Origin of the sequence: Streptomyces sp. P9-2 (assembly GCF_051903975.1) — a bacterium.
GTDB classification, from domain to species: domain Bacteria; phylum Actinomycetota; class Actinomycetes; order Streptomycetales; family Streptomycetaceae; genus Streptomyces; species Streptomyces cellulosae.
The window spans coordinates 2,402,082-2,427,467 of record NZ_CP192633.1 but is presented as its reverse complement, the minus strand read 5'-3'; the positions used below and the strand labels follow the sequence as shown (position 1 = coordinate 2,427,467).

Annotated in this window: 28 protein-coding genes and 1 pseudogene; 11 read left to right on the top strand and 18 right to left on the bottom strand. The window is 70.6% G+C overall.

Translation table 11 applies throughout. From position 1 onward, the window contains the following. Positions 1-5 precede the first annotated feature (5 nt). The 3 genes from ACQY0Z_RS11315 to ACQY0Z_RS11305 all read right to left on the bottom strand — a co-directional run bounded on the left by ACQY0Z_RS11315 (position 6) and on the right by ACQY0Z_RS11305 (position 2,952). Positions 6-566 (bottom strand): hypothetical protein, encoded by a 561-nt coding sequence (locus ACQY0Z_RS11315; protein ID WP_189897898.1) that lies wholly within the window; start codon positions 564-566, stop codon positions 6-8. Between the two features lie 168 nt (positions 567-734). Further along, entirely contained in the window at positions 735-1,514 is a 780-nt protein-coding gene (locus ACQY0Z_RS11310; RefSeq protein WP_189897896.1) for an HAD-IIA family hydrolase, read from the bottom strand. A gap of 352 nt (positions 1,515-1,866) precedes the next feature. Further along, positions 1,867-2,952 carry an ROK family transcriptional regulator gene (locus tag ACQY0Z_RS11305; protein ID WP_439813355.1) on the bottom strand — a complete coding sequence of 362 codons (1,086 nt, stop codon included), beginning with the start codon at positions 2,950-2,952 and terminating at the stop codon, positions 1,867-1,869. Between the two features lie 79 nt (positions 2,953-3,031). Between ACQY0Z_RS11305 and ACQY0Z_RS11300 the strand changes: the two genes are divergently transcribed. Continuing rightward, entirely contained in the window at positions 3,032-4,108 is a 1,077-nt protein-coding gene (locus tag ACQY0Z_RS11300; protein ID WP_254588399.1) for a Gfo/Idh/MocA family oxidoreductase, read from the top strand. Then, positions 4,105-4,596 carry a heme-degrading domain-containing protein gene (locus ACQY0Z_RS11295; RefSeq protein WP_189897892.1) on the top strand — a complete coding sequence of 164 codons (492 nt, stop codon included), beginning with the start codon at positions 4,105-4,107 and terminating at the stop codon, positions 4,594-4,596. The genes ACQY0Z_RS11300 and ACQY0Z_RS11295 overlap by 4 nt, the downstream gene beginning before the upstream one ends. A gap of 67 nt (positions 4,597-4,663) precedes the next feature. Here the strand turns inward: ACQY0Z_RS11295 and ACQY0Z_RS11290 are convergent, their stop codons facing one another. The 4 genes from ACQY0Z_RS11290 to ACQY0Z_RS11275 all read right to left on the bottom strand — a co-directional run bounded on the left by ACQY0Z_RS11290 (position 4,664) and on the right by ACQY0Z_RS11275 (position 7,550). Next, positions 4,664-5,521 carry a fumarylacetoacetate hydrolase family protein gene (locus ACQY0Z_RS11290; protein WP_439812195.1) on the bottom strand — a complete coding sequence of 286 codons (858 nt, stop codon included), beginning with the start codon at positions 5,519-5,521 and terminating at the stop codon, positions 4,664-4,666. A gap of 148 nt (positions 5,522-5,669) precedes the next feature. Continuing rightward, on the bottom strand, positions 5,670-6,407 hold the full coding sequence (locus ACQY0Z_RS11285) for a membrane protein insertase YidC (RefSeq protein WP_254588401.1): 738 nt from the start codon (positions 6,405-6,407) through the stop codon (positions 5,670-5,672). Between the two features lie 151 nt (positions 6,408-6,558). Then, positions 6,559-6,918, bottom strand: a complete 360-nt coding sequence (locus tag ACQY0Z_RS11280; RefSeq protein ID WP_254588402.1) for a DUF6412 domain-containing protein — start codon at positions 6,916-6,918, stop codon at positions 6,559-6,561. Positions 6,919-7,022: 104 nt separating this feature from the next. Next, on the bottom strand, positions 7,023-7,550 hold the full coding sequence (locus ACQY0Z_RS11275; protein ID WP_381727094.1) for a winged helix-turn-helix transcriptional regulator: 528 nt from the start codon (positions 7,548-7,550) through the stop codon (positions 7,023-7,025). Between the two features lie 152 nt (positions 7,551-7,702). On the opposite strand from ACQY0Z_RS11275, the gene ACQY0Z_RS11270 reads away from it, so the two are divergent. Together ACQY0Z_RS11270 and ACQY0Z_RS11265 are read left to right on the top strand one after the other, a co-directional pair. Next, a complete protein-coding gene (locus ACQY0Z_RS11270; RefSeq protein ID WP_347225414.1) occupies positions 7,703-9,103 on the top strand; it encodes an MFS transporter in 1,401 nt (466 codons plus the stop codon). Positions 9,104-9,244: 141 nt separating this feature from the next. Beyond that, positions 9,245-10,255, top strand: a complete 1,011-nt coding sequence (locus tag ACQY0Z_RS11265; protein WP_439812194.1) for an SEC-C metal-binding domain-containing protein — start codon at positions 9,245-9,247, stop codon at positions 10,253-10,255. Between the two features lie 111 nt (positions 10,256-10,366). Here the strand turns inward: ACQY0Z_RS11265 and ACQY0Z_RS11260 are convergent, their stop codons facing one another. From ACQY0Z_RS11260 to ACQY0Z_RS11250, 3 genes are all read right to left on the bottom strand, one after another. Next, positions 10,367-11,200, bottom strand: a complete 834-nt coding sequence (locus tag ACQY0Z_RS11260; RefSeq protein WP_439812193.1) for an alpha/beta fold hydrolase — start codon at positions 11,198-11,200, stop codon at positions 10,367-10,369. A gap of 153 nt (positions 11,201-11,353) precedes the next feature. Continuing rightward, on the bottom strand, positions 11,354-11,722 hold the full coding sequence (locus ACQY0Z_RS11255) for an iron chaperone (protein WP_439812192.1): 369 nt from the start codon (positions 11,720-11,722) through the stop codon (positions 11,354-11,356). Positions 11,723-11,770: 48 nt separating this feature from the next. Next, positions 11,771-12,757, bottom strand: a complete 987-nt coding sequence (locus tag ACQY0Z_RS11250; protein WP_347225417.1) for a YDG/SRA domain-containing protein — start codon at positions 12,755-12,757, stop codon at positions 11,771-11,773. A 274-nt stretch (positions 12,758-13,031) separates the two neighbouring features. Here ACQY0Z_RS11250 and ACQY0Z_RS11245 point away from each other — a divergent pair, with 274 nt between their 5' ends. Then, positions 13,032-14,279 carry an IS256 family transposase gene (locus tag ACQY0Z_RS11245; RefSeq protein WP_439812191.1) on the top strand — a complete coding sequence of 416 codons (1,248 nt, stop codon included), beginning with the start codon at positions 13,032-13,034 and terminating at the stop codon, positions 14,277-14,279. 57 nt (positions 14,280-14,336) lie between these two features. Beyond that, positions 14,337-17,492: a DUF3427 domain-containing protein gene (locus ACQY0Z_RS11240; RefSeq protein WP_347225418.1), complete on the top strand. Its 3,156-nt coding sequence runs from the start codon at positions 14,337-14,339 to the stop codon at positions 17,490-17,492. Between the two features lie 3 nt (positions 17,493-17,495). Here ACQY0Z_RS11240 and ACQY0Z_RS11235 read toward each other — a convergent pair whose 3' ends face one another. After that, positions 17,496-18,155, bottom strand: coding sequence for an ATP-binding protein (locus tag ACQY0Z_RS11235; RefSeq protein WP_381727084.1), 660 nt, complete (start codon positions 18,153-18,155; stop codon positions 17,496-17,498). Between the two features lie 201 nt (positions 18,156-18,356). Here ACQY0Z_RS11235 and ACQY0Z_RS11230 point away from each other — a divergent pair, with 201 nt between their 5' ends. Together ACQY0Z_RS11230 and ACQY0Z_RS11225 are read left to right on the top strand one after the other, a co-directional pair. Next, the gene (locus ACQY0Z_RS11230) at positions 18,357-19,202 is read left to right on the top strand and encodes a helix-turn-helix domain-containing protein (RefSeq protein WP_347225420.1); all 846 of its coding nucleotides are present in this window, start codon (positions 18,357-18,359) and stop codon (positions 19,200-19,202) included. Next, a complete protein-coding gene (locus tag ACQY0Z_RS11225; RefSeq protein WP_347225421.1) occupies positions 19,202-19,402 on the top strand; it encodes a DUF397 domain-containing protein in 201 nt (66 codons plus the stop codon). The genes ACQY0Z_RS11230 and ACQY0Z_RS11225 overlap by 1 nt, the downstream gene beginning before the upstream one ends. 25 nt (positions 19,403-19,427) lie before the next feature. Here ACQY0Z_RS11225 and ACQY0Z_RS11220 read toward each other — a convergent pair whose 3' ends face one another. Beyond that, complete coding sequence (locus ACQY0Z_RS11220; protein WP_439812190.1) at positions 19,428-19,964, bottom strand: GNAT family N-acetyltransferase; 537 nt, start codon at positions 19,962-19,964, stop codon at positions 19,428-19,430. Positions 19,965-20,234: 270 nt separating this feature from the next. Here ACQY0Z_RS11220 and ACQY0Z_RS11215 point away from each other — a divergent pair, with 270 nt between their 5' ends. Further along, positions 20,235-20,717: a GNAT family N-acetyltransferase gene (locus ACQY0Z_RS11215; RefSeq protein WP_439812189.1), complete on the top strand. Its 483-nt coding sequence runs from the start codon at positions 20,235-20,237 to the stop codon at positions 20,715-20,717. A 50-nt stretch (positions 20,718-20,767) separates the two neighbouring features. Here ACQY0Z_RS11215 and ACQY0Z_RS11210 read toward each other — a convergent pair. Continuing rightward, a pseudogene (locus ACQY0Z_RS11210) lies at positions 20,768-21,255 on the bottom strand (LysE family translocator); the annotation flags it as partial. Here ACQY0Z_RS11210 and ACQY0Z_RS11205 point away from each other — a divergent pair. Continuing rightward, a complete protein-coding gene (locus tag ACQY0Z_RS11205; RefSeq protein WP_439812188.1) occupies positions 21,191-21,508 on the top strand; it encodes a hypothetical protein in 318 nt (105 codons plus the stop codon). The pseudogene ACQY0Z_RS11210 and the gene ACQY0Z_RS11205 sit on opposite strands and share 65 nt — an antisense overlap. Before the next feature lie 54 nt (positions 21,509-21,562). Here the strand turns inward: ACQY0Z_RS11205 and ACQY0Z_RS11200 are convergent, their stop codons facing one another. From ACQY0Z_RS11200 to ACQY0Z_RS11180, 5 genes are all read right to left on the bottom strand, one after another. Continuing rightward, positions 21,563-22,153, bottom strand: coding sequence for a hypothetical protein (locus ACQY0Z_RS11200; RefSeq protein WP_381727076.1), 591 nt, complete (start codon positions 22,151-22,153; stop codon positions 21,563-21,565). 97 nt (positions 22,154-22,250) lie between these two features. Continuing rightward, positions 22,251-22,796, bottom strand: coding sequence for a TetR/AcrR family transcriptional regulator (locus tag ACQY0Z_RS11195; RefSeq protein ID WP_439812187.1), 546 nt, complete (start codon positions 22,794-22,796; stop codon positions 22,251-22,253). Between the two features lie 9 nt (positions 22,797-22,805). Continuing rightward, positions 22,806-23,387 (bottom strand): sugar O-acetyltransferase, encoded by a 582-nt coding sequence (locus ACQY0Z_RS11190; protein ID WP_254588056.1) that lies wholly within the window; start codon positions 23,385-23,387, stop codon positions 22,806-22,808. A 138-nt stretch (positions 23,388-23,525) separates the two neighbouring features. Next, complete coding sequence (locus tag ACQY0Z_RS11185; RefSeq protein WP_254588055.1) at positions 23,526-24,065, bottom strand: DUF2267 domain-containing protein; 540 nt, start codon at positions 24,063-24,065, stop codon at positions 23,526-23,528. 369 nt (positions 24,066-24,434) lie between these two features. Continuing rightward, entirely contained in the window at positions 24,435-24,854 is a 420-nt protein-coding gene (locus tag ACQY0Z_RS11180) for an Hsp20/alpha crystallin family protein (protein WP_210633940.1), read from the bottom strand. Positions 24,855-25,070: 216 nt separating this feature from the next. Between ACQY0Z_RS11180 and ACQY0Z_RS11175 the strand changes: the two genes are divergently transcribed. After that, positions 25,071-25,373, top strand: a complete 303-nt coding sequence (locus tag ACQY0Z_RS11175) for a hypothetical protein (RefSeq protein WP_019525107.1) — start codon at positions 25,071-25,073, stop codon at positions 25,371-25,373. The last annotated feature ends 13 nt before the right edge of the window (positions 25,374-25,386 follow it).

Below are 25,386 nucleotides of genomic sequence, written 5' to 3'. Positions count from 1 at the left end.
GCCGGTCAAACCGTCCCCCGGCCGTGCCGCGCCTGACGGCGGGCCGCCCGGTGCGCCGTGAGGGCGGCGGTCCCGGCCAGGGCGAGCGCGACGACCGTCTGCGCGGTGCCGGGTCCGTGCCGCTCGGGGCCTCCGGCGAGCTCCCGCGCGGCGCCGCCAGCGCCGGCGTTCACGGGAGCGACGGGCGAGGGGTGCGCGGTGGCTTCGGCGCCGGCGGCGGGCGTGCGCTTCCGGACGACCTCGACGGTGCCCTTGTGCTCGGTGCCGTCGCAGGCGACGGTCACCGTGTACGTCCCGGCGGTGAGCGTGGACCGGACCCGCCCGTCACCCGTGAGGCCGTCGCCGTCGGGGGTGAGGCGGGCGTCGGACACCAGCGCCGGGGACTGCGCGACCGCCTCGCGCGCGTCGCACCCGGTCAGCCTGAGGGCGACGTCGGCGCCGGGCACGGGAGCCGCGGGGACCACCGAGACGCCCCCGCCGTCCGCCGCGTACGCCGCACACGCCGCCGGACCGAACCCGGTGACGGCCAGGACACCCGCGCAGAGAGCGAGTCGCCGCTTACCCATCGTGAACCTCCAGACACTCTGGAGGTTCCCCCGCCCGGTCCGGCCCCGCACCCCCTTACGCGCGGCACTGGACCGGTCGGGTGAACGAAGTACGGCGAAATGGCCGTACGACGAGTACGACGAATGTGACGTGTACGACGTGTACGACGGTCGGACGGGGTCCGGCGATCAGATGTGGTCGACGATGTCCGCGATGGAGTCGACGACCATGCTCGGCCGGTACGGGAAGTTCTCCACCTGCTCCGGCCGGGTCAGCCCGGTCAGCACCAGGTACGTCTTCATGCCGGCCTCGATGCCCGCCAGCACGTCGGTGTCCATCCGGTCGCCGATCATCGCGCTGCTCTCGGAGTGCGCGCCGATGGTGTTGAGCCCGGTGCGCATCATCAGCGGGTTCGGCTTGCCCGCGAAGTAGGGCTGCCGGCCGCTCGCCTTGGTGATGAGCGCGGCCACCGCGCCGGTCGCCGGGAGCGGGCCCTCGGTGGAGGGGCCGGTCTCGTCGGGGTTGGTGCAGATGAACCGGGCCCCGGCGTTGATCAGCCGCACGGCCTTGGTCATCGCTTCGAACGAGTACGTGCGGGTCTCGCCCAGGACCACGTAGTCGGGTTCGTGGTCGGTGAGGATGTAGCCGATGTCGTGCAGCGCGGTGGTGAGGCCGGCCTCGCCGATGACGTACGCGGAGCCGCCGGGGCGCTGGTCGTCGAGGAACTTGGCGGTGGCCAGGGCGGACGTCCAGATGTTCTCGATCGGCACCTCGAGCCCCATCCGGCGCAGCCGGGCGTGCAGGTCGCGCGGGGTGTAGATCGAGTTGTTGGTCAGCACGAGGAAGGGGCGGCCGGACTCACGCAGCTTCTTGATGAAAGCGTCCGCGCCGGGGATCGGCACGCCTTCGTGGATGAGCACCCCGTCCATGTCGGTGAGCCAGGACTCAATGGGCTTGCGATCTGCCATGTGCACGCTCTCCTGCCGTCAGCGGTCCCGTGGGGCCCAGCCTAAATCGTCCTGGGTGCGGGCCGTCCATGGCCGGTCGCGCAGTTCCCCGCGCCCCTGAAGGGTGCTGCAGCTGCGCGACCGCTGACAGCGCACCCCCGCTCACTGATGACAGTCGTGCCGGCGCAACGCCGGGTGCGGGTCGTCCGTGGCCGGTCGCGCAGTTCCCCGCGCCCCTGAGGGGCGCCCAGCTGCGGGCGGTCGTGCCTCTTGGGGCGGCACGGGTGGGCGCGGCGGCACCCCGCCAGCGCCGGGTTGCGCAGTCCCCCCGGCCCGCACCGACACCGCCGTGTCTCAACCCACGCCCGCGCAGCTAACCGTCCTGCCCGAACACCGGCGCCAGCACCAACTGCGCCGCGCCTTCCGCAACCCGCTCCTCCCCCGACACCAGCCCGACCCCCACACACTCCTCCCCCGTCCGCCGCGCCCGCGCCTCAAGAACCCCCCGCACGCCCTCCACGAACACCCCCGGCGCCCCCTCCACCGTCCGCCCGCCCACCAGCACGCGGTCGATGTCCAGCAACCCCACCAGATTCGCCGCCCCGGTCCCCAGCACCCGAGCCGCCTCCCCCACGTCCCCCCGGGCCACCGCCGCCAGGCACAACGCCTCCACGCACCCCCGGTCCCCGCACCCGCACACCGGCCCGTCGAGCTGCACCACCTGATGCCCGAACTCCCCCGCCCCGGTCCGCGGCCCCCGATGCACACTCCCGCCGATCACCAGGCCGGCCCCCAGCCCCGTACCGAGGTGCAGATAGGCGAAGGACCCGCCCTCACCCCCCACAGCCAGCCCCAGCGCCACCGCGTTGGTGTCCTTGTCCACCACCACCGGCACACCCCCCAGCCGCGCCGACAAGGCATCCCGCAACGGGAACCCGTCCCACTCGGGAAACCCCGTCACCCGATGCAGCACCCCCCGCCGGTGATCGAGCGGCCCGGGCAGCGCAACCCCTACTCCCCAAGGCGACGCCCCCGCGACCTCAGCCACCAACTCCCCCACCACACCGGCGACCCGCCCCAGCACCGCCTCCGAGCCCGCCCCCAGATCGAGCGGCGCGTGCCGACGCGCTACCACCGTGCCGTCCAGATCCGCCAGCACCGCCCGCAACTCGTCCCGGTCCAGCTGCACCCCCACCGCGTGCCCCGCCTCCGGCACCAGCCGCAGCACCGTCCGCGGCTTGCCGCCCGTCGACGCCCGCCGCCCGGCCTCCGCCGCGAGGCCCTCCTCGCGCAGCCGCGCGGTTATCTTGCTGACCGCCTGCGGGGTGAGCCCCGTGCGCTCGGCGAGTTCCAGCCGGCTGATGCCCTCCGCCCCGGCCGTGCGCAGCAGATCCAGCACCAGCGTGGTGTTGTGGCTGCGCAGGGCGAGCAGATTGGCCCCGCCGCCCGCGCCGCGCATGCCACCGCCGTACGTCCTGTTCACCCGCCCATTGTGTCCCGCTCTTGCACTTTGGCAACAGCGTTGCGAAAGTAGACGCATGACTGGCACTCCCCTCCGCGTCGGCCTCGTCGGCTACGGCCTCGCGGGTTCCGTGTTCCACGCCCCGCTGATCGCCGCGACCCAGGGCCTCGCGCTCGACACGGTCGTCACCTCGAACCCCGAGCGGCAGGCCCAGGCCCGCGCCGAGTACCCGGACGTACGGGTCGCCGCCTCGGCGGACGAGCTGTGGGCGCGCGCGGACGAACTGGACCTGATCGTGATCGCGTCCCCGAACAGGACGCACGTCCCGCTCGCCACCGCCGCCCTGGAGGCCGGTCTGCCGGTCGTCGTGGACAAGCCCGTCGCGGGCACGGCGGCGGAGGCCCGCGCGCTGGCCGAGCTGGCCGAGAAGCGCGGCCTGCTGCTGTCGGTCTTCCAGAACCGCCGCTGGGACAACGACTTCCTCACCCTGCGCAAGCTGATCGCCGACGGCGAGCTGGGCGAGGTGTACCGGTTCGAGTCGCGCTTCGAGCGCTGGCGCCCGCAGCTCAAGGGCGGCTGGCGGGAGTCGGGCGACCCGGCGGAGATCGGCGGCCTGCTGTACGACCTCGGCAGCCATGTCGTCGACCAGGCACTGGTCCTGTTCGGCCCGGTGACGTCGGTGTACGCGGAGACGGACGTCCGCCGCGAGGGCGCCCAGGCCGACGACGACACGTTCCTCGCGCTCACCCATGAGAACGGCGTCCGCTCCCACCTGTACGTCTCCGCGACCACCGCCCAGCTCGGCCCGCGCTTCCGCGTCCTCGGCTCGAAGGCCGGGTACGTCAAGCACGGCCTGGACCCGCAGGAGGCCGCCCTGCGCGAGGGCGCGCGCCCCGGCTCGCCCGACGTCGAGTGGGGCACGGAGCCGGAGGAGCTGTGGGGCCGTCTCGGCGCCGGCGAGTCCCCGGTGACCGGCGGCGGCACCCCCGTCCGCACCCTGCCGGGCGACTACCCCGCCTACTACGCGGCCGTGGCGCGGGCGCTGCTCTCCGACGGCCCCAACCCGGTGACCGCACCGGAGGCCGCCGCCGCGCTGGACATCCTGGAGGCGGCGCGCCGTTCGGCCGCCGAGAAGGTGACGGTGACGCTGTGACCACCCCGAAGCAGTCCCCCGAGCTGACCCCGACGGTGGAGGAGCTGGAGGCGCAGGAACGCCGCCTGGTGTTCCGGCAGTTCACGCACGACGACGCGTGGGCGCTCGGCTCGCTGCTGGTGGAGCTGGCGCGTGAGCGGCAGGCGCCGGTCGCGGTCGACATCCACCGCGCGGGCCAGCAGTTGTTCCACGCCGCGCTGCCGGGCTCCACGCCGGACAACGACGCGTGGATCGCCCGCAAGCGCCGGGTGGTGGAGCGCTACGGTTCCGCGTCCTACCTGGTGGGCGCGCGGTTCCGGGCGAAGGGCACGACGTTCGAGGAGTCGTCCCGCCTCGACCCGGACACGTACGCGGCGCACGGCGGCTCCTTCCCGGTCACCGTCGAGGGCGTGGGCGTCGTCGGCGCGGTGACGGTCTCGGGCCTGCCGCAGCTCCAGGACCACCGGCTGGTGGTGGAGGCCCTGGAGCACTTCCTGTCACGGGCGTAGCCGGGTCGGCGGACGGGGAGCAGGACGACCGTGCTGTCCTGCTCCCCCTCCTGCTGTCGCAAGGCTCCTACGCCTGCGCCAGCACCTGCCGCTGCCGCCCCAGCCCCGTGACCTCCAGCTCCACCACGTCCCCGGCCCTCAGGTACGGCTTGGGTTCGGGGTGGCCCATGGCGACGCCGGCCGGGGTGCCGGTGTTGATGACGTCGCCCAGGTACAGGGTCATGAACCGGCTGACATAGCGGACGACTTCGCCGACCGGGAAGATCTGTTCCGCCGTCGTGCCGTCCTGCTTCAGCTCGCCGTTGACCCACAGCCGCAGGGAGAGGTTCTGCGGGTCGGGCACCTCGTCGGCGGTGACGAGCCAGGGGCCGAGGGGGTTGAACGTCTCGCAGTTCTTGCCCTTGTCCCAGGTGCCGCCGCGTTCGATCTGGAACGCGCGCTCGGAGACGTCGTGGGCGACGGCGTATCCGGCGACGTGCGCGAGTCCGTCCTCCGCCGACTCCAGGTACCGGGCGGTCCGCCCGATCACGACGGCCAGTTCGACCTCCCAGTCGGTCTTCACCGAGCCGCGCGGGACGAGCACGGTGTCGTCGGGGCCGACGACGGTGTCCGGCGCCTTGAAGAAGATCACCGGCTCGGAAGGAGGCTCGGTGCCGGTCTCGCGGGCGTGGTCGTGGTAGTTCAGCCCGACGCACACGATCTTGCCGATCCGTGCGAGCGGCGGCCCGGTGCGCAGTCCCGTCGCGTCCAGCGCGGGCAGGTCGCCGGCTTCGGCGGCGCTCCTGATCCGGCCGAGGGCGTCCTCGTCGGCGAGGAGCGTCCCGTCGATGTCCGTGACGAGTCCGGACAGGTCGCGCAGGGTTCCGTCCGGGTCGAGCAGCGCGGGGCGTTCCCGTCCCGCCGTACCGACGCGCAGCAGCTTCATGGTCGTGTCTCCCTCGCTCGCGGGCGCCCGCCCGACGGGGACGACCGGTGCGGCGGGCGCGGCCGTCGGAGGACCGGCCGATCTTCCAGGCCGGGCCCTCCACTCCGCAAGACCCGGTTCACGTACTGGACCGCGCCCGCCGCACCCCTCACCGGTACAGCACGGACCGTTCGATGACGCTCCAGGTGGTGGAGGTGACCACGTAGAGCGCGGCGGCGAGGGGCACGACGGCGACCGTGACCAGGGTGAAGAAGGACATGAACGGCATCACCTTCATCACTCCGCCCATGGCGGCGGCGCCCGGCACCTGCGGGTCCGCGCCCGTCCCCGTTCCCGTGCCCGCGAGAGCCGCCGAGGCCGCCGTCATCCGGCGGGACAGCCGGTAGCTGAAGTACGCGACGACGGTGACGACCGCGAAGAGGCCGAGGTACACCAGTCCTGCCCCGCCGAACACGCCGCCGTCGTCGAGGGCGTCCGCCCACCGGCCGCCGAGAGGGGCGTCGAGGAGCTGGTGGGTGAGCAGGGCGTTGGGCTCGCCGCCGATCGAGCCGCTGGAGAAGAGGTGGTAGAGCAGGAAGAACGCGGGGAGCTGGAGCAGGCTGGGCAGACAGCCGGAGAGCGGGGACACCTTCTCCTCGGCGTGCAGCTCCATCACGGCCTTCTGGAGCTTCTCCGGGTTCTTGCCGTGCTTGCGGCGCAGTTCGGCGATGCGCGGCTGGAGCGCGGCCCGCGCCTTCTGCCCGCGCGCGGCGGCCCGCGACAGGGGGTGGACGAGGAACCGTACGAGGGCGGTGAACGCGATGATCGCGGCGGCCGCGGCGGACAGGCCGAACAGGGGACGGAGCAGGTCGGCGAGCTGCTCGACCAGGGTGGCGAAGACAGACAAGGGTGAGCCCTCCGGGGGTCTCGTCGTGCCGGGGGTCCCGGCGCGGCGGACGGCCGGGACGGGACGGGGAAGGTCGGCATGACGACCCACGCGCGGGGCGTGCGGAAGGAACGTGGAGCGAGAACTGAGAGAACGTCCTGCGGAAGCAGCCCTACGCGGCGGTCGCCGGGAGGGCGTGACCGGGTGCTCGGGGGCGGGTGCGCCCCTTGGCGTCGGGATCTCGCTGAGGCAGGAAGGCCGTACGCCGGTCGCGGTCGCGCAGGGCGGTGCGGACCCGGGTGGGCGGCACGGCGGGCGCGCTGCGGGCGGCGATCACGGCGCAGACCGTGAGAGCCGCCCCGGCCGCGGCGGTCGCGGCGAGCGTGACGTGGACCAGGGAGAGGCCGCCGTCGGGGGCCGGGCTGAGCAGCAGGGCGATCTGGAGCAGCGGGAAGAGCACGGCGAGGAGGGTGCGCGCGGAGCGCGTGGCCGGACGCCCGTCGGGCGTGTGCCGCGTGGTGAACCCTGTCATGGGCCGTGTCCCCCTCTCTCCGTCTCGCGCTGCGTGGCTCGCGTGCACCGCATTGTGCCAGGCCCCTCTGTCAGCGCGGCGTGAGCTGAGCTGCCAGGCAGGGTTCAGGCGGGGTCGACCTCGACGGGCTGCAGCAGCCGCTTCGGCTTCAGCAGGGCCCGGCTGACCGGGTCGGCCGGGTCCCTGCTGATGTCCGGCCCCGGCACCACTTCGACGTCCGGGACGGCCACGACGGTTCCGCAGGCGGGGCAGTCGCTGTACGGGCCGAGCTCGGTGCCGCAGGCGGCGTGCCGGAAGATCCGCAGCTGCCGCTTGGTGAGGTGCTCGCGGCCCCAGAGTCCGAGGGCACGGAGGGTGGGCCACAGGGCGATACCGCGGTCGGTGAGGACGTACTCGTCGCGGGGCGGGGACTCCTGGTAGCGGCGCTTCTCGAGGATGCCCTGGGCGGTGAGCGCCTGGAGGCGGGAGGCGAGGACCGCGCGCGGGATGCCGAGGTGGACGAGGAAGTCGTTGTAGCGGCGCACGCCGTAGAACGCGTCCCGGATGACGAGCAGCGTCCAGCGTTCGCCGATGACCTCCAGGGCGCTCGCGATGGAGCACTCCTGTGTCGCGTAGTCCTTGCCCAGTGCCATGCCGTCCACTGTAACCACTTTTCCGCTTGTTGGTTCATTGACCGAACCTAGTGGTGCTACGGTGGCCGGGCTGGTGAGTTCAATGAGCGAACCTGACCCTCCTCATCGGCCTCACCACGCCTCCCTCCCCGAGCCCGCAGAGGACCCCGAAGATGACCGCCACCCCCGCCACCGCCGCACAGGCGCAGGCCGCCACCGCGCGCGCCGCCGGCCCCGGATCACCTCCGCGCCCCGGCGCGACCCTGGCCCTGACCAGCGCCGCCACGGCCGTGGCGCTGATGACGTACACCGCCCCGATCGTCACGCTGCCCGCGACCGCGGCGGCCCTGCACACCCCGCTGTCCGCGCAGGCGTGGCTGCTCAACGGCACCCCGCTGGGGCTCGCCGCGCTGCTCCTGGTGGCCGGCAGCCTCGCCGACGACTACGGCCGCCGCCGGATCTTCGTCTGGGGCACCCTGGCGCTCGGCATCACCACGGCGCTCAGCGCCCTCGCGACGGACACCTGGCTGTTCACCCTGACCCGGATCGCGCAGGGCGCGGCCAGCGCGGCCCTGCTCGCGAGCAGTCTCGGCCTGATCGTGCACGCCTTCCCGACGGCCGCCGGACGGCTGAAGGCGACGGGGGTGTGGGGCGCGTTCGTCACCGGAGGCATCGCGGTGGGCCCGCTGCTCGCCGCCGGGATACCGCATTGGCGCGCGGTCTACGGCGTCCTGGGCGCCGCCGCCCTGGTCATCGCCCTCCTCGGAACCCGAGGGCTCACCGAGTCGAAGTCCCCGCGCGGCGGCCGCCCCGACTTCGCGGGGGCCGCGACCTTCGGGCCGGCCCTCGTCTCCCTGGTGGCGGCCCTCACGCTGGGCCGGGACGGCTGGCTGCGGGCGCCGGTGTGGCTGCTGCTGGGCGCGGCGGTCGTCCTCCTCGCCGGTTTCGCGCTGGTGGAACGGCGCTCGGCGACCCCGATGATCGACCTCTCCCTGCTCCGCCACCGCGGCTTCCTCGCCTCGTCCGTGGGCGGCCTGTTCACAGGCCTCGCGGTGATCGGCCTGTTCAGCTTCCTGCCGGCGGTGCTGCAGCGGGTGCTGGGTATGTCCGCGATGCAGACGGCGCTGCTGACCCTGCTGTGGGCGGGGCTCGCCTTCGCCGTCGCGCTGCAGGCCCGCCGCCTGGCCGGGCGCGTCCCGACGCGCGTCCAGCTCGCCATCGGCTTCGCGCTGCACGCCGTCGGCGTGGTCACGATGCTGGGCGCGGTCGACGCGGGCTCCACGGCGCGGTTCGTGCCCGGCATGCTGATCGCCGGTGTCGGCAGCGGCCTGCTCAACGCGGCGCTGCCGCTGCTCGCCGTCGAGTCGGTCCCGGCCGCGCGGGCCGCGATGGGCTCCGGCGCGCAGCAGACCCTGCGGTACATCGGCTCGTGCGCCGGCGTCTCGCTCACGATCGCCGTGGCGACGTCGTCGAGCGGCGGCCCGGCGCACGGCACGGACATCGCGATGGTGGTGTCCGCTGTGCTGGCGCTGGTCGCGGCGGTGGCGGTGCTGGGGTTGCGGGAGCGGGCGTAGGGCGGCGGCGGGAACGGTCGTAGGGCGGCTGCGGGAGCGGTCGTAGGACCGTGGGGAGTGGGCAACGGGTCGGCCGTGGACGGGCGGCGGAGGGCCGTGGGGCCCTCACTTCTGTCACCCGTCGGCAGTACGGTGTCCCCCATGCGCCCCGACACGCCTGCCGAAAACGTCGACCACATCAACGAGGCCGCCCGTCTGGAGCGGACCGCCGACCGCTACCCCGAGGACGCCGAGGCCCTGCTGCTGCGGGCCGCCGCGCACCGGGAGCTGGCCGGCGACCGCCCGGCCGCGACGGCGCTCTACGACCGCCTGCTGACCTCGGGCGCGGACCTGGACAACCCGTACCTGGTCCGCGCCCTGAAGGCCTCCAACCTGTGGGAGTACGGCCACGAGGCGGAGGCCCGCGCGATCATCGACGGCATCCGCACGGCGTCCCCGCGCGACCCCGCCCCCTGGGTGATCGTCGCGGAGGCGCTGGAGGCGCACGACGAACTGGAGCAGGCGCACGAGACGTTCACCGAGGCGGTACGCCTGCTGCTGGCCGGCGTGAGTGAGCCGCCGCGCGCCACGCATCCGCTGCTGTTCGGCCGCCACCGGGTGCGCAGGATGCTGGGCGCGGCGCACGACGAGTGGGACGCGCTCGCCGACTCCGTGCACAGGCACCCCATCGGCCTGGACGAGCTGCACGACCCGAAGCGCGTGTGGTCGCTCGGCTCGGAGAACCCGGAGGAGCTGGAGGCGGAGATCCTGCGGCTGCGCGCGGAACTGGGCGCGTACCGGGAGGCGCTGTCCCGCCCGTTCCCCGTGGCGGTGCTGCACTGGCCGGCCGACGAGCTGGCGGAGCTGACGGAGGCGTACCCGGACCTCGCCGAGGAGTACCCGTCCTACGAGGCGCACCTCGGGACGATAGAAGCGGCCCTGCGCGAACTGGCCGCGTCCGGCACGCCGAACCTGGGCATCGTGCGGGGCACGGTCCCGTCGTACGAGGCGTTCGCCGCCTCGGAGTTGACGTCCCCCTCGGACGCGTCGCTCCTCCCCCAGTACGCGACGACGCTGGCGGCGCGGGGCCGTGCGGTGGCGTGGCCGCCGGAGCGGTCGGAGGCGTGCTGGTGCGGGTCGGGGACGGCGTACGGGGAGTGCCACGGGGTGTAGGCGTTTTGCGCTTCGCGCTGACGCGTACGGACGCGTACAGGGGTGCGCGCCCGGCTGCCGGTTCGTCCGGCGGCCGGGCGCGCTTGTCGTTCCGCCGGTGTCGCTACCGGCTCACTTGGCGAGGAAGGCCAGAAGGGCGTCGGTGACCTCCTGGGCGTGGGTCCAGAGCAGGCCGTGCGGGGCGCCCTCGACGACGACGTAGTCGGCCTGGGGCAGGGCCTGGTGGAAGGGCTCGCCGGTGGCCTCGATGGGGAGGATCCGGTCGGCGGTGCCGTGCAGGATCAGCGCCGGGACGTCGATCTTGGCCAGGTCGGCACGGAAGTCCGTGGTCCAGGTGGCGACGGCGGCGATGGACGCGTACGGGGAGGATCCGGCGGCCACGTTCCAGCTGTTGCGCAGGGCCTCTTCGCTGATGCGGGTGCCGAGGTTCTCGTCCAGGTTGTAGAAGTCCTGGTAGAACGCGGTGAAGTAGGCGTACCGGTCCGCGGTGACGGCCTTCTCGATGCCCTCGAAGACGGAGCCGTCGACGCCGGTCGGGTTGTCGTCCGTCTTGAGCAGGTACGGCTCGAGCGAGGCGAGGAAGGCGGCCTTGGCGACGCGCTCCGACCCGTAGGTGCCGAGGTAGCGGCCGACCTCGCCGGTGCCCATGGAGAACCCGACGAGGACCGCGTCGCGCAGGTCCAGGGTCTCCATGACGGCGTTCAGGTCGGCGGCGAAGGTGTCGTAGTCGTAGCCGGTGGTGGGCTGGCTGGACTGCCCGAACCCGCGCCGGTCGTAGGTGATGACCCGGTAGCCGGCGGCGAGCAGAGCGGCGGTCTGCTTCTCCCAGGAGTGACCGTCGAGCGGGTACCCGTGGATGAGCACGACGGGCTGCCCGGTGCCGTGGTCCTCGTAGTACAGGTCGATGTTGGTCGAGTTCTCCTGGCCGACGGTGATGAACGGCATGGTGTGTGCCCCTCTCTTGAGGTCTCGGTGCGCTGAGCACTGATGAAGAAGATAGCGCGCCATTTAGTTGTGCGCAACTAGATCGCACACAATTAATGTGGGTGGAGTGCGCCTGAGAGGGGAGGGCGCCGGGGGTGCGGGGGCGCGGTGGGGCTACTGGGCGACCGGGCCGGAGGCGGCCGCGGTGGCCCGCACCAGGTCGCGGACGAGGTCGAGGTCGACGCCGCCGGACTTACGGAAGCGGAGGCAGCTCTTGCCCATGTCCTGGCCGGCGAGCCGCTCGGCGAAGGCGTCCCTGACGTCACCGCGCAGCAGATAGAGGGAGATGTACTGCTTCTGACTGGCGAACGCGACCTCGGCGACGCCGTCCCGCTGGTACGTGGGCATCCCGTAGGCCATGACCTCCGCGAACCCCTCGAGCTCGGCCCGGCACAGCTCCCGCAGCCGCGTCAGGACGACCTTGCGGTCGCCGGGAAGCTCGGCGAGGTAGGCGTCGACGTCGGTCGCACTGCTTTGCACCATGCGGTGAGCTTATGCCGGGCCGCGGGCGGCGCCCCCTTTAAGTACGAGCTACCGAGCCTTCCTGCCCTGCCCCTCCCAGTACTCGCGGTGATAGCGCAGGTAGGCGGGGTGGACGTGGTGCCCCTCTCGCACCGTGAGCTGCGGCAGCAGACTGACTCCCGACAGAGGCGCTCGCGGAATCACGTTTCCGTCGTCATCCAAAGCCACAGCTCCCATATCGAGCCGCACATGGCAGTTGGGACAGAGGCAGAGGATGTTGGGCTCGACGTCAGGTCCGTGATGCGGCTTCCCCAGGGGGCGTATGTGCGCGCCTTCGCAGTAGGGCCTGCCGTCGGGTCCCAGCAAGCGGAGACCGCACAGCTGGCACTCTCCGCCGTAGAGCTGCTTGATCCGTTGCGTGGCTGCCGTATCGCGAATCAGTCGACGCACTCGCACGCTGCGCGCCTGGGGGAACTTCTCCTCGTACTGCGGTTCGTCGCCCAGCTCATCCAGCACGTCCATCACGCGTCGCTCGAGCTTCGTCTGCACTTGCTCCTGATTAGGCAGGCGCCGCAGGTCGAATTGGCAGATGTTGACCGGCGAACCGTCCGGAGCCGGGTACTTGGAGATCGCGGTGCGCACGTCCGTGATCTCGTACAGGCCGTCGTAGCGGTAGGCGTCAGACGGGGAGTAGCGAGGGTCGCCCTCATAGCCTCGGATCACGCGGATGGGATAGCCCCGCTCGAAGCTGAGACGCAACGCAGCGTTGTCTGTGTAGGACCAGGACTGGCTGCTCAGCAGCCGGCCGCTTGGGTCCTTTTCCCTCCCCGGCGAGGCTCCGGTGTACTGGATGCGGTCCCACTCGTCTTCGTCGTCCACGTATCCGCCGTTCAGGACGATCGCATCGCTGACCCTGTGGCCGTCCTGGTCCTGTAGCCAGGAGATGCCCCGCTGGTTCGTCTGGTGCAGCAGAGCCTCCTGCACATCCTTCCGCCGGCGGAAGACCGTGCCCACGGGCACGCCCTCAATGTGTCCGATGACGCGTTCGACAGTCATCCACCCATGCTGGAACACAGGTGATCATTTATGTCGAACTCTCGCTTGATGAGGTCAAGTTGAGATCAGTCAGTGCACCATCTCGGCCATCACGGCATCCGACTGTCAGAGCCCTCTGTTACACATAGGCCCAGTTGTCCACCTGTGAGAGCAATGCTCATGACTTGTGGATCGGTCTTCGGGACGGCACGCGAAGGGCGTACCTTCCCGAATGATCCTGTATCGGTCACCAAGTCAGGCCCGCGTTCGCAGCGCGGGTCGGGAAGGCACGCCCGTGCTCAGCGTAGTCAACGAAGACGGCTCCACCGCTACCGGTTCGCTGATCGACGAGATCGTGCGGGAAGGCGCCCGCCGGATGCTCGCCGCCGCTCTGGAAGCGGAAGTCGACCAGTACATAGCCGAGTTGGCTGCCGAGCGGGACGAACGCTGCCACCGTCTGGTGGTGCGTAACGGTCACCACCGTCCCCGCACCGTGACGACAGCGGCCGGCCCGGTCGAGGTCCGCGCCCCGCGAGTGAACGACCGCCGCGTCGACGAGGCGACCGGTGAACGGCAGCGGTTCTCCTCGAAAATCCTTCCGCCCTGGTGCCGCAAGTCCCCGAAGATCAGCGAGGTCCTGCCGCTGCTCTACCTGCACGGGCTGTCCAGCGGTGACTTCGTGCCCGCCCTTGAGCAGTTCCTCGGCTCCGCGGCCGGCCTGTCGGCGGCCACCGTGAACCGGCTCACGAAGCAGTGGCAGGACGACCACACGGCCTTCCAGAACCGGGACCTGTCCGGCACCGACTACGTCTACGTGTGGGCCGACGGCGTCCACCCCAAGGTCCGCCTCGGCCAGGCCCACTCCTGCGTCCTGGTCCTGATGGGCGTGCGTCTGGACGGCACCAAGGAGCTGATCGCGCTGGCCGAGGGGCTGCGGGAGTCGACGGAGTCGTGGGCCGACCTGCTGCGGGACTGCCGACGGCGTGGCATGCGCGATCCGGCCCTCGTCGTGGGCGACGGTGCCATGGGCCTGTGGCGGGCCCTGGCGGAGGTGTTCCCGCAGGCCAGGCACCAAAGGTGCTGGGTCCACAAGACCCGTAATGTCATGAACACGCTACCGAAGTCCACGCAGCCCGGAGCGAAGAAGGCCCTGCAGGAGATCTACAACGCCGAGGACCGCACCCACGCCGAGAAGGCGGCCCGCGCGTTCGAGAAGACCTACGGGGCGAAGTGGCCCAAGGCCGTGAAGAAGATCACCGACGACCTGGACGAGCTCCTGGCGTTCTACGACTTCCCCGCCGAGCACTGGATCCATCTGCGGACCACGAACCCCATCGAGTCCACGTTCTCCACGATCAGGCTGCGGACGAAGGTCACCCGAGGAGCGGGCAGCCCGGCCGCCGCCCTGGCGATGGTGTTCAAGCTCGCCGAGGCCGCCCAGGCCCGCTGGCGGGCGGTCACCGCACCCCACCTCGTCGCCCTCGTCCGCTCCGGCGCCCGCTTCGAAAACGGCCACCTCGTCGAGGACCTCGAAGCCGCCTGAAACTCAACTCACCCACAAGTCTTGACAATTACTCCACCTGTGATCAAAGGAGCGTGTGTGTCTGAGCTGGAGGATCTGTCCCACCCCGCCGCAGGCCTCTACGAGCAACTGATCACGCTCCGTTTTGAGCAACAGCTACGCGAGCTTTCCCAGCTTGGCTGGTATCCACTGCGGGAGGACGTGGGCGCCGAGTCGGTTCCGCACGTGCTCGCCCGGCATGTCGCACGCACCGTGCACCGTGTCTTGCAGAACCTCCCCGCGGAGGAGCGGGTGCACGCCGCCAACCACATCCTGGACTCCATCAGCACCCTGAAGGGCGCGCAGGAGTGGGTGGACCTCATCGCTGACGGCCCTCAGCAGCTGCTAGCGATCACGCGTCAAGAGGCGCCCGGGGTGTTCGCCCTGCGCCCCGGCATTCCGCTCTCCGACGCCGCGCTTCTGACCAACGCACCTGAGGACCCAAGCCTCGGCTTTGAACTGCGCGCTGAACTCGCCACAGCGGATCGCGTCGACCTGCTCTGTGCTTTCGTCAAGTGGCATGGGCTTCGTGTGATCGAGCGATCACTCCAGGCTGCCGCTGAGCGAGGCGTACCCATTCGCGTCCTCACCACGACGTACATCGGCGCCACAGAACGGCGAGCCTTGGACCGACTGGTTCGCGACTTCCAAGCCGAGGTGAAGGTCAACTACGAGACGCGCTCCACGCGCCTACATGCCAAGGCATGGCTCTTCCGCCGAGACAGCGGCTACGACACCGCGTACGTCGGTAGCTCCAACCTCTCGAAGGCCGCTCTGCTCGACGGCCTGGAGTGGAACGTGCGCTTGTCCTCCGTCGCCACTCCCGAGGTGATGAGGAAGTTCGAGGCAACCTTCGAGTCGTACTGGAACGACCCGTCTTTCGAGACCTACGACCCTGACGCCGACGGTTCTCGGCTGCGTGACGCACTCGCTATGGCTGGCGGTGCCCCGGTGACAGGGAAGGCCATCACGCTAGCCGGACTGGAAGTACGGCCGTACCCCTATCAGCGGGACATGCTGGAACGCCTCAATGTGGAGCGCGAAGTGCACGACGTGCACCGCAACCTCTTGGTCGCAGCGACGGGCACCGGCAAGACGGTCATGGCCGCGTTGGACTACAAGCAACTACGCCAGAGGCATGAGCGCGACCTGCGCCTCCTCTTCGTGGCGCACCGCAAGGAGATCTTGCAGCAGTCCCTCCGCACCTACCAGGAGATCCTGCTGCACGCAGATTTCGGGGAACTGCTGTACAGCAGCGAGATCCCGGAGCGCTGGACGCACGTCTTCGCGAGCGTCCAGTCGCTCAATCCAAAGACCCTGGACCGTCTCGACCCGACCCATTTCGATGTCATCGTGATCGATGAGTTCCACCACGGAACTTCACCGACCTACCGGAAGATCATCGATCACTTCAGACCCAAGGAGCTATTGGGTCTCACCGCCACGCCGGAGCGCATGGACGGGAAGAACGTCCAGGACGAATTCTTTGAGGGGCGTATCGCCGCAGAAATGCGCCTCTGGGAAGCTCTCGACAACAAGCTTTTGAGTCCCTTCCACTACTTCGGGATCAGCGACACCACCGACCTCAGCTCAGTGGAGTGGAAGCGCGGGTCGTACGACTTGAGCTCGCTCAGCAACGTCCTGACAGGGAACAAGACACGCGCAGCCCTCGTCGTGAAGGCGGTCGAAGACAAGGTCTCCGATCCGAGCCGCATGCGCGCCTTGGGGTTCTGCGTCTCCGTCGCCCATGCGCACTTCATGGCCGAGTCCTTCCGCACGGCAGGCTTCCAGGCCGTTGCGGTCTCTGGAGAAACTCCGCCCGAGCAGCGACGGCAAGCACTGGCCGACCTGAGGTCCGGGGCACTGCAGGTGGTCTTCTCCGTCGACTTGTTCAACGAAGGTGTCGACATCCCGGACGTCGACACACTGCTACTCCTCCGGCCCACGTCAAGCTCGACCGTCTTCCTGCAACAGTTGGGCCGAGGATTGCGCCGTTCCCACAACAAGGCCGTACTGACAGTCTTGGACTTCATCGGTCAGCACCGTCGAGAATTCCGCTTCGAGAACCAGTTCCGCGCTCTGACCAACTTCACGCGGAAGCGACTCCTGCATCACATCGAGCGTGACTTCCCGAAGCTCCCCTCTGGCTGCGAAATCATGCTCGAGGAAAAGGCGAAGCGCACCATCATCGCCAACATCAAGGAACAGCTCAACGTCAATGTGAAAACGCTGGCACGTGAAGTGGCGGACTACCGCGAGCCGCTTCTCGGCCGGTACCTGGAGGAGAGCGGCCGGGACATCAAGGAGGTGTATCGAGGCACGGGGAACTCCTGGACTGGGCTTCTCCGCCGGTCGGGCTTGTTGGCTGAGGAGGCACCCGAGGGGGAGGCTGCGCTGCTCAGGCGGGTGCCCGCCTTCCTTCACGTCGACGATCCGCTCCGCGTGCAGGCGTACACGCGTCTCCTGGAAGACGATGCGCCCGCGTACCGCGACCTCGATGAGCAGACCCAGGCCTACGCCCGCATGCTCTTTTTCCAGCTCTGGCCGCTGGGTGGGGTGACCCGCAAGGGGTTCGCGAGCTATGACGCCGGCTTCGCGGTCCTGCGCAAGCAGCGAGCGTTCCGCAGTGAGCTGCGCCAAGTGCTGGCCCACAATCTCGCCCACACCGAGCACGTCCCGATCCCGCTGCTTGGAGTCGCTCGCGACCACCCCATCCCTCTGACGGTACACGCCTCCTACAGCCGCGAAGAGATCCTCCCTGCTCTTGGCCAAGCCGAGATTGGAGGCCAGATGCCTGGGGACTTCCGCGAAGGGGTGCTGTGGTGCGAACCCATCGCCACGGATGCGCTCTTCGTCACGCTGGAGAAGGACGAGAAGGACTTCTCCCCGCAGACCCGCTACCGCGACTTCGCGTTGAGCGACAGGCGCTTCCACTGGGAGTCCCAAAACCGGACCTCGGAGTCGTCCCCGACCGGCCTGCGGTACCAGCGTCACGCCAGCCAGGGCAGTCAGGTGCTGCTCTTCGTCCGCCGCTACAAGAGCACCGACATAGGAGGCCCGCAGCCGTGGATGCTGCTGGGCCGGGCTGAGTACGAGCGGCACGAGGGCAGCAGGCCCATGGCCATCACCTGGAAGCTGGAGCACGCTCTCCCGGCGGACGTGCTGTCGTACGCCCAAGCCGTGGCGGCAGGCTGAGCATTAGCTCGAACCAGGGGCTGCGCCCAGCTCGGCTTCGAAGTGCGTCTGGGCGCGGTCCAATACGTCATCGGCGTCATGGCCGTGCGCCCTCAGCCAGTGCAAGAGGTCGGAGATGAGGTCGATGGCCGCCGCCTCCGTCGCCAGAGCGCCAATCCGGCTGTGACGCGGTCCGCTGGCCAGCCGCCCATCGCTGTAGGAGCTGAGCATCTTCTCGGCTCTCGCCACACGGCTGCTTCCTACGCCGCCGCCCTGCGGAGTGACCGGGGCAGCGACGATCTCGCACCACGTGACCTTGCCGTCTCGGTGCAGGTCGACGCCCCAGCGGTCCGACAAGGCGTCGACCAGGGCCATGCCTCGTCCGTTCTCGGCGTCCTCGGTGGTCTCCACGAGCGTGGGCAGCACGCGGGCGTCTGGGTCCCGCACCTCGATGCGCAGGCGAGCGCTGCGGAGCGAGAGGGCGAGGCTGGCTGGGGTGCCCTGACCCACGTGAGTAATCACGTTGGACACAAGCTCACTCACGCATAGCTGAGCCGCGTCAACGACGTCTTGCACGCCCCAGTCTTGGAGTCGAGCCCGTACGTCCGCTCGCAGCGCCGAGACCTCCTCGGGCTCGGCGAGGAACTGAACCCGCCAGAGGGGGATGTGAGCTGCTTCCTCCACGCTTCTCCTCCTAAGTAGGCCACGATAGTGACGCCTTGAACGCGGTCACATACTGAGAGTTGCACTGAAACTCTCAAAATGAAACTCTCACCAGGTGCTTGGTGGAGCGCGAGGTGCCGTACGCGCCCCCAGCGCACACCGCCTTGCCGTGATGAGCGCAGGGAGGCAACTATCGATCGACTCGCACGAAGGGCTTGTGCCATGGCAGTTGGACCCACTACCCGACGACGCCAGTTGGGCGCCGACCTCCGCCGACTCCGCGAACTCGCGGGCCTAACGCTGGAGGAAGCGGGAGCACGCGTGGGCATCTCGAAGGCGACCCTGAGCCGCTACGAGACCAAGGAAGGCGTGGTCAAGTGGCCGGCCGTGGACGCGCTGTGTCGGGAGTACGGAGCTACCGACGAGGAGCGTCTGGCCCTGGTTGAACTGGCCAAGGGCGCACGCATTCAGGGCTGGTGGCGTTCCCTCGCCGACCCGATCCCCGAGTCCATGAACCTCATGCTGACCCTCGAGGATGAGGTGGTACGCGAGGACCACTACGCCTGCATGTACGTTCCGGGTCTGCTCCAGACACGCGCGTACGCCGAGGCCGTGCACCGGGCTTCCGAAGTGCGGTGCGAGGAACGTGAAGTGCAGCACATGGTCGACATTCGCATGAAGCGCCAGGAGTTGCTGGAGCGCCAAGACCCTCCGCACCTTTGGGCGGTGATCGATGAAGCCGCGCTACGGCGACGAGTGGGCGGCCGAGACGTGATGCGCGAGCAGTTGAAGCACCTACTCACCATGACTGAGCGGTCGCGCATCACCGTGCAGGTGCTGCCGTTCGACCGAGGCGCGCACGCCGCGGCGGTCGGAAGCTTCGCGGTACTGCGCGGTCAGGCACCCGAACTCGACGTGGTGTACGTGGATCTCCTGGGCGGTGGGCTCTTTATGGAGAAGCCCGAGGAACTCGAGCGTTATAAGTTGGCGTTCGAGTACCTCAGCGCCCAGGCGCTCGACTTCGAGTCCTCCACCGATCTCATCGACCGGATCAGCAAGGAGACCTGATGACTGCCCCGTCCCAGCTCACCTGGATCACCTCGTCCTACAGCGGCGGCAGTGGCACGGAGTGCGTCCAATGCGCCCGCAATGAGGCTGGCACGCTGATACGCGACTCAAAGTGGGCTGACGGGCCGATAGTTCGTGTGGGCGCTGAGCCGTGGAGCGCTTTCGTGCGCTCCTTGAGGCGGGGCGGCCCGAGCGCGTAAGAAGCAGTACAGACGAGGCGACCGACTAGGCCACCCCACGCCCCTTCCACTCCCCCGCCAACAGCCCCAACACCACCTCGTCCATGAACTCCCCCAACACCCAAGCCGACGACCGCAGCACCCCCTCCCGTACGAAGCCGTTGCGTTCCGCCGCGCGGATCATGCCCTCGTTGTCGGAGAGGGTCTCGATCTGGAGGCGTTGCAGGCCGCGCACGGCGAAGCCGTAGTAGCAGAGGGTCGCGACGACGTCCGTGCCGTAGCCCTTGCCGCGGGCGGCGGGGAGCAGGCCGATGCCGATGTGGGCGTTGCGGTTGTGGGTGTCGATGCCCCACAGGTTCGCCGTGCCGATGAGGGTGCCACCCTCCAGCTCCATCACGGAGAAGGACGCCAGGTTCTCCGGTGGGTCGTCGAAGGCGAGCTGCGGGCTGTTCGCCGTGACGGGGCGCCACGGGCCGCCCTCGGCACGCGCGGCGTTGATCACGTCGTTGTAGAGCTCGGCCCGCAGCACCGGTATGTCGTCCTCGTGCCGCGCCCGCAGGCCGACCCTGGTTCCCTTCAGCATGCGGCCTTCCTATCCCCGCGCGCCGGCCGGCCGCAAACGATTAGCCGCAAACGATTAAGGGGGCCGTACGCGCACCGGTTCCCGCACGTCGAAAGCCGGGTGCCCCGGGCGGTCCCCAGGACTACCCTGGGCGCCATGGAGTGCTTCGCCGCCTTTCGTACGCGTCACTGAGGGCCCCGCTCACCATCGCCGCGTCACGGCCGGGAGCGGGCCGACCGATGCCCCCTTCCCACCCGGGCGTCCAGCCCTCAGCCCGAAAGGCACACTCCCATGCGCATCCGCGCGTTCACCCCGCAGGACCTCACGGCCGTGACCGACCTGACCATCGAGACGTTCCGGCCGTTCTACGAGGACTCCTTCCGTACCCTCGTCGGCGAGGCCGTCTTCGCCAACCAGCACGGCGACTGGCGTGACGACTACCGTCGCGAGATACCTCAACTCCACGCCCCCGAGCGGCACCTGTACGTCGCGGTCGCCGAGGCCGACGACGGCCTCGCCGGTTACGTGGCCTGGAGCGTCGACCCCGGCCGCCGGAACGGCAGGGTCAGCCACCTCGCCGTCTCGGCACGCCACCGCCGCGGCCACCTCGGCACCGCCCTCTGCGAGAACGCCTTCGCGCACATGCGGAGCCTCGGCGCGGTGGTGGTCGAGATCGGCACCGGCGGCGACCCCTTCCACGCACCCGCCCGCGGACTCTACGAGCGCCTCGGGTGCACGGCGCTTCCTACGGCTGTCTACTACCGGCAGCTCTGAGGGGTCCGGGGCGGGCACGGCCTCCGGGCCCGCCCCGAATGGTGCCTCCCTCACTCGGCGCGGCCGGTGAACGCCACCGACGCGCCGAGGCCGATCATGGCCAGGCCGCCGGTGCCGCCGATCGCCGCCGTCCTGCGTGGCGACCGGCCCAGCCAGTCCCGCGCGGTGGCGGCGCCCAGACCCCAGATCCCGTCCGACAGCAGCTGCAAGAGGGCGCCGGCCAGACCGAGTACGAGCATCTGCGCCGTCGCGTGGCCGGCCTCGCGGTCGACGAACTGGGGCAGTACGGCGGTGAGGAAGACGACGCTCTTCGGGTTCGTCACCCCGCCCCAGAAGCCCGCCCGTACCGAACCGGCCGTCCCGTCATCGCCCTTGCCGTCCGCCGGCCGCCCGGCCACGTCCCGGCCCCGCCAACTCGCCTGACCGCCCTCACACCGAGGACGATCAGGTACGCGGCGCCGAGCAGTTTGATCGTGTGGAAGAGCACCGCCGACCGCTCGACGAGGCTCCCCACGCCCAGCGCGACGGCCACGACCAAGACGGCCGGCCGACCCAGCCCGCTGCGGGCGACTGGGGAGGCGCGCCGGCTGGAGCTGGGCGAACCGGAGTGCACCGGCGGCTGCTGCGGGTTCCTGACCGTGGTCGTGCAGCGCTGCGGGGGCATCGTGCAGTGGTCGGACTGGGAGCTTCCCGCGACAGCGCCGACCCGGTTGCTGGATCTGCATTTCGACGCCGACCAGTACGACGCCGAGGTGGCCCGCGCGGAGGCCGACAGGGCAACGGCCAGTTGAGCGTCGGGCAACGGCACACTTGGATCAACAAGTCACCGACCTCGGCGAAACTGCTCAGGAGACCGCTTCGGTGTCCGCCTCCTCGCCGGTGCGATCGCCGATCAACAGCGTCAGGCCGCACAAGCCACCGGCCAGCCAACTGAGGAGTACCCACCCACCCCGACCGAAGCCGAAGCAGACGGTGAAGGCGACAAGCGACGCGCTGAGACCCGCAATGGCGGCACGTCGCAGGACGCCGCCGGCAATCCACTCACGACGCAGCACACCGGAACGCCGCCACATCCACCAGAGGAAGGCTGCGACGACCACGGCTTCCGCCACGGCGAACCAGGCGGGGATGGGAGGCAGCCCGTACGCCTCCGCCTCGCCGCGCCAGACGTCCATGACCCCGGTGACCAGAATAACCGGACCGACCAGGGCGAACACCCCTGCCACGAAGCGGAGGAAGCCGACGCCCGCCACCGGCGCTCCGCCACCGCCGAACGGGACGACGGTGTGGGACAACGCGTGGAAGCGCTGGGCGGCTTGACGGAAGTCCGTCGCGACGATCCAGCCGAAGGCTGTCGCACCAACCCCCCAAGCCACATCGAACATCGCTCCCCCTTCCGCCATGGGTCCGCCCCGGCCAGTGCCGGAACTGGACATGCCCGCACGGTACGGCGGCGTGATCGGCTTCCGACATGCCGGAATCCGGAAAGGACTCGCACGAAAGAGTGCTGAGAGAGAGCAGCGGGCACCCGCCTCAGTCCTCCCCCGAGATCCTCCCCACCGCCTCCCGTGTCAGCGACCGGTCCGGCGGATCGTCGTCCAGGGCTCGGTGGAGGGTGAGGCCCTCGATCAGGGCGTCCAGCCGGCGGGCCGTGTCCGGGGAGAAGTGGGTTTCCAGCAGGGCGCGGCTGCGGCGCATCCAGCGGACGCACAGCGCGCGGTACGGCTCCCGGCGCGCGGCGAGGGTGTACAGCTCCTGGACCAGGATCAGGTCGCGGCGCGGGCCCTCCGAGAGGGTGTGGACGAGGTCGGTGACAGCCTCGCACGCCTCCGCCGGGGTCGCGGCGCCCGCGAGGTGCTGTTCGAAGACGGCGACCACGTGGTCGGCGTACTCCGTGAACGCCTCCAGCAGCAGCTCGTCGATGCCGGTGAAGTGGTACGTCATCGAGCCGAGCGGCACCCCGGCCCGCGCGGCGATCTTGCGGTGGGAGACGCCGGCGACGCCCTCCTCGGCGATCAGGTCGAGAGCCGCCGCGAGGATCCGTTCACGGCGGCGGGGGTCGGTCTGTCCGGTGGCCATACGGCGCGCTCAGATGGTGCGGACCGGGCGGGCCGGGTTGCCGACCGCCACCACGTTCGCCGGGACGTCCTTCGTGACCACCGCGCCCGCGCCGATGACCGCGTTGTCGCCGATGGTGACCCCTGGGCAGACGATCGCGCCGCCGCCGATCCACACGTTGTCCCCGATGGTGATCGGCCGCGCCGCCTCCAGCTTGTCGCGGCGCGGCTGCGGCTCCACTGGGTGGGTGGGCGTGAGGAGTTGGACGTTCGGGCCGATCTGGCAGTCCTCGCCGATGGTGATCGCGGCGACGTCCAGCGCGGTGAGGTGGTAGTTGACGAACGTGCGGGCCCCGACGGTGATGTTGCTGCCGTAGTCGACGTAGAGCGGCGGGCGGATCTCGACGTCCTCGCCGACCGAGCCGAGGAGTTCCGCCAGAACCGCCTTCGCCTGGTCCCGCTCCTCCACGAAGGTGGCCTGGTAGCGGGCCGCGAGCCGCATCGCGCGCTGCTGTCTGCGGCCGATCTCCGGGTCGTCCGCGATGTACAGGTCGCCGGCGAGCATCCGCTCCAGGTTCGTGCGCGGATCGCCCGCGAAGTAGTCCGTCGTCATGCGTACGATCGTACGCTTCATGCCGTCCCGAGCGTACGGCCGTACGCCCCCCTGCCCGGGGCAACGCGGCGAGCGCCCCCGCGCCGTGTCGGGCACGGGGGCGCTCGCCGGTGAGGAAGGGGAGCTACGGCGTGGTCGTCACGCCGCCGGTGTCAGCTCCGCCCGGCCGAAGAGGAGCGCGTAGCCGGGTGGGAGCTGGTCGAGGATGCGCGTCACCAGTTCGTCACCGACCAGCGGCGGCAGGACGCTGAGCACGGAGCTGACGTCCCAGCGGGCCGTCGCCGGGGTCGCGCCCTCGATACGGGCCGCCACCGAGTCGACGAACTCGGACGCCGTCAGCTGGCGCGTCGCCGGGATCTGCGAGGCGACCACCCGCGCGGCCTCCTCGGGCAGGGCGCGGGCCAGATCGACGCGCTCGTCCCCGACGACGTGGCCGCCCAGGGCGGACAGGACGATCCGGGTGACGCTCTCCGCCTCCGACCACGTCCGGTACTGCCCGGCCTCCCGCACGGCGTCGACGAGTTCACGCCAGGCGGGATCCTGCGCCGGGCGCGGCCCGGCCGCCGGGGCGGTGGCGCCTACCGACTGCGGGACGACTTCCGGCTGCGGGACGGCTTCCGGCTGCGAGATGCCTCCCGTCTGCGGGATCGCGGGCTTCTGCGGCGTCAGCGTGGTCATCCGAAGCTCCTCTCCTTCTCCGGTATTCGGTTCTTCGTGGCCGGCCGGCCTGGACGGTCGGGCCGGGCGGGCCGGTCGGGCCGGTCGGACCAGGCGGGCCGGTCGGACCAGGCGGGCCGGTCGGACCGGGCGCGGTCCGGCGGCGGGTCGGGCCGGCGCGGGCCGGTGGCCGGTCGGACCGAGCGGGTCCGGTGGCGGGTCGGGCCGTCGGGCCGGGCGGGCCGGCGGCCCCGTCCCCGGGGTCGGGCGACCCGGCGACCCCACCGACCCCGGCCCGTTCGCGCCGGCGCCCGCCCCCGGGCGTCCGGCGCGTAGCTGCGCCCCGCGGACCGGAAACGCCCGCGGGACGCACGGAAGGGGCTGGTGTGATCAGCCGGCGATCTGCTTGCGGTCGCCGCCCGTGATCTGGATACGGCGCGGCTTCGCCGACTCGGCCACCGGGATGCGCAGGGTCAGGACACCCGCGTCGTACTGGGCGTCGATGCGCTCGGTGTCCAGGGTGTCGCCGAGGAACAGCTGGCGGCTGAAGTTGCCGGTCGGACGCTCGGCGACCACCACGTCCGCGTCCTCGGGGACCGGCGAACGGCGCTCGGCGCGGACGTTCAGGACGTTGCGGTCGACGTCGATCTCGATGGACTCCGGGTCGATGCCGGGGATGTCGAAGTGGACGATGTAGTCGTCCCCCGCCCGGTACGCGTCCATCGGCATCGCCGAGGTGCTGGTGCCCGGGCCGAAGACCTGCTGCGCGAGACGGTCGAACTCACGGAACGGGTCGGTACGCATGAGCATCACAGTCCACTCCTCTCCATGAAAGTCGTCTGTGCGATGCCCTACGGATCACTTCCTTATATAGCCCATCGGCTGGAAAGTTGACAACCCGAGGCTCAGCTTTTTTCCGCGGTCCTTCCGGGGCTGGTGGAAGGGGGCGGCACCGGGCGCGTTAGCCTCGGAGATCCGTGGTTTCCCGCGCCCCCGCGTGGGGCGCAGTGGCAGGAGGCAGCAGGCATGGCGAAGGTTCCCAGTTCGGTCGTGGCCGCGAGCGGGCTCGTCGGCGGGTACGGCGTGGCCCGCTGGACCCGTAAGCGGCAGCTCGGCGGGGTCGTGCTCGCCGCCGCCGGGGTCGCCGCCGCCCAGCAGTGGCGCGAGCGGGCCGGCGGCACGGCGGCCGGTGTGCTGTCGGCGGCGTACGTGGCCGCCTTCGCCGGGTCGCACCCGCTGGCGAAGAAGGTCGGCGCCTGGCCGGCCGTGTTCTCGGTGGCCGGCGCGGTCGCCCTCGCGTCGTGGGCGGTGGCCGACCGGCGGGGCTGACACCATCCCCGCG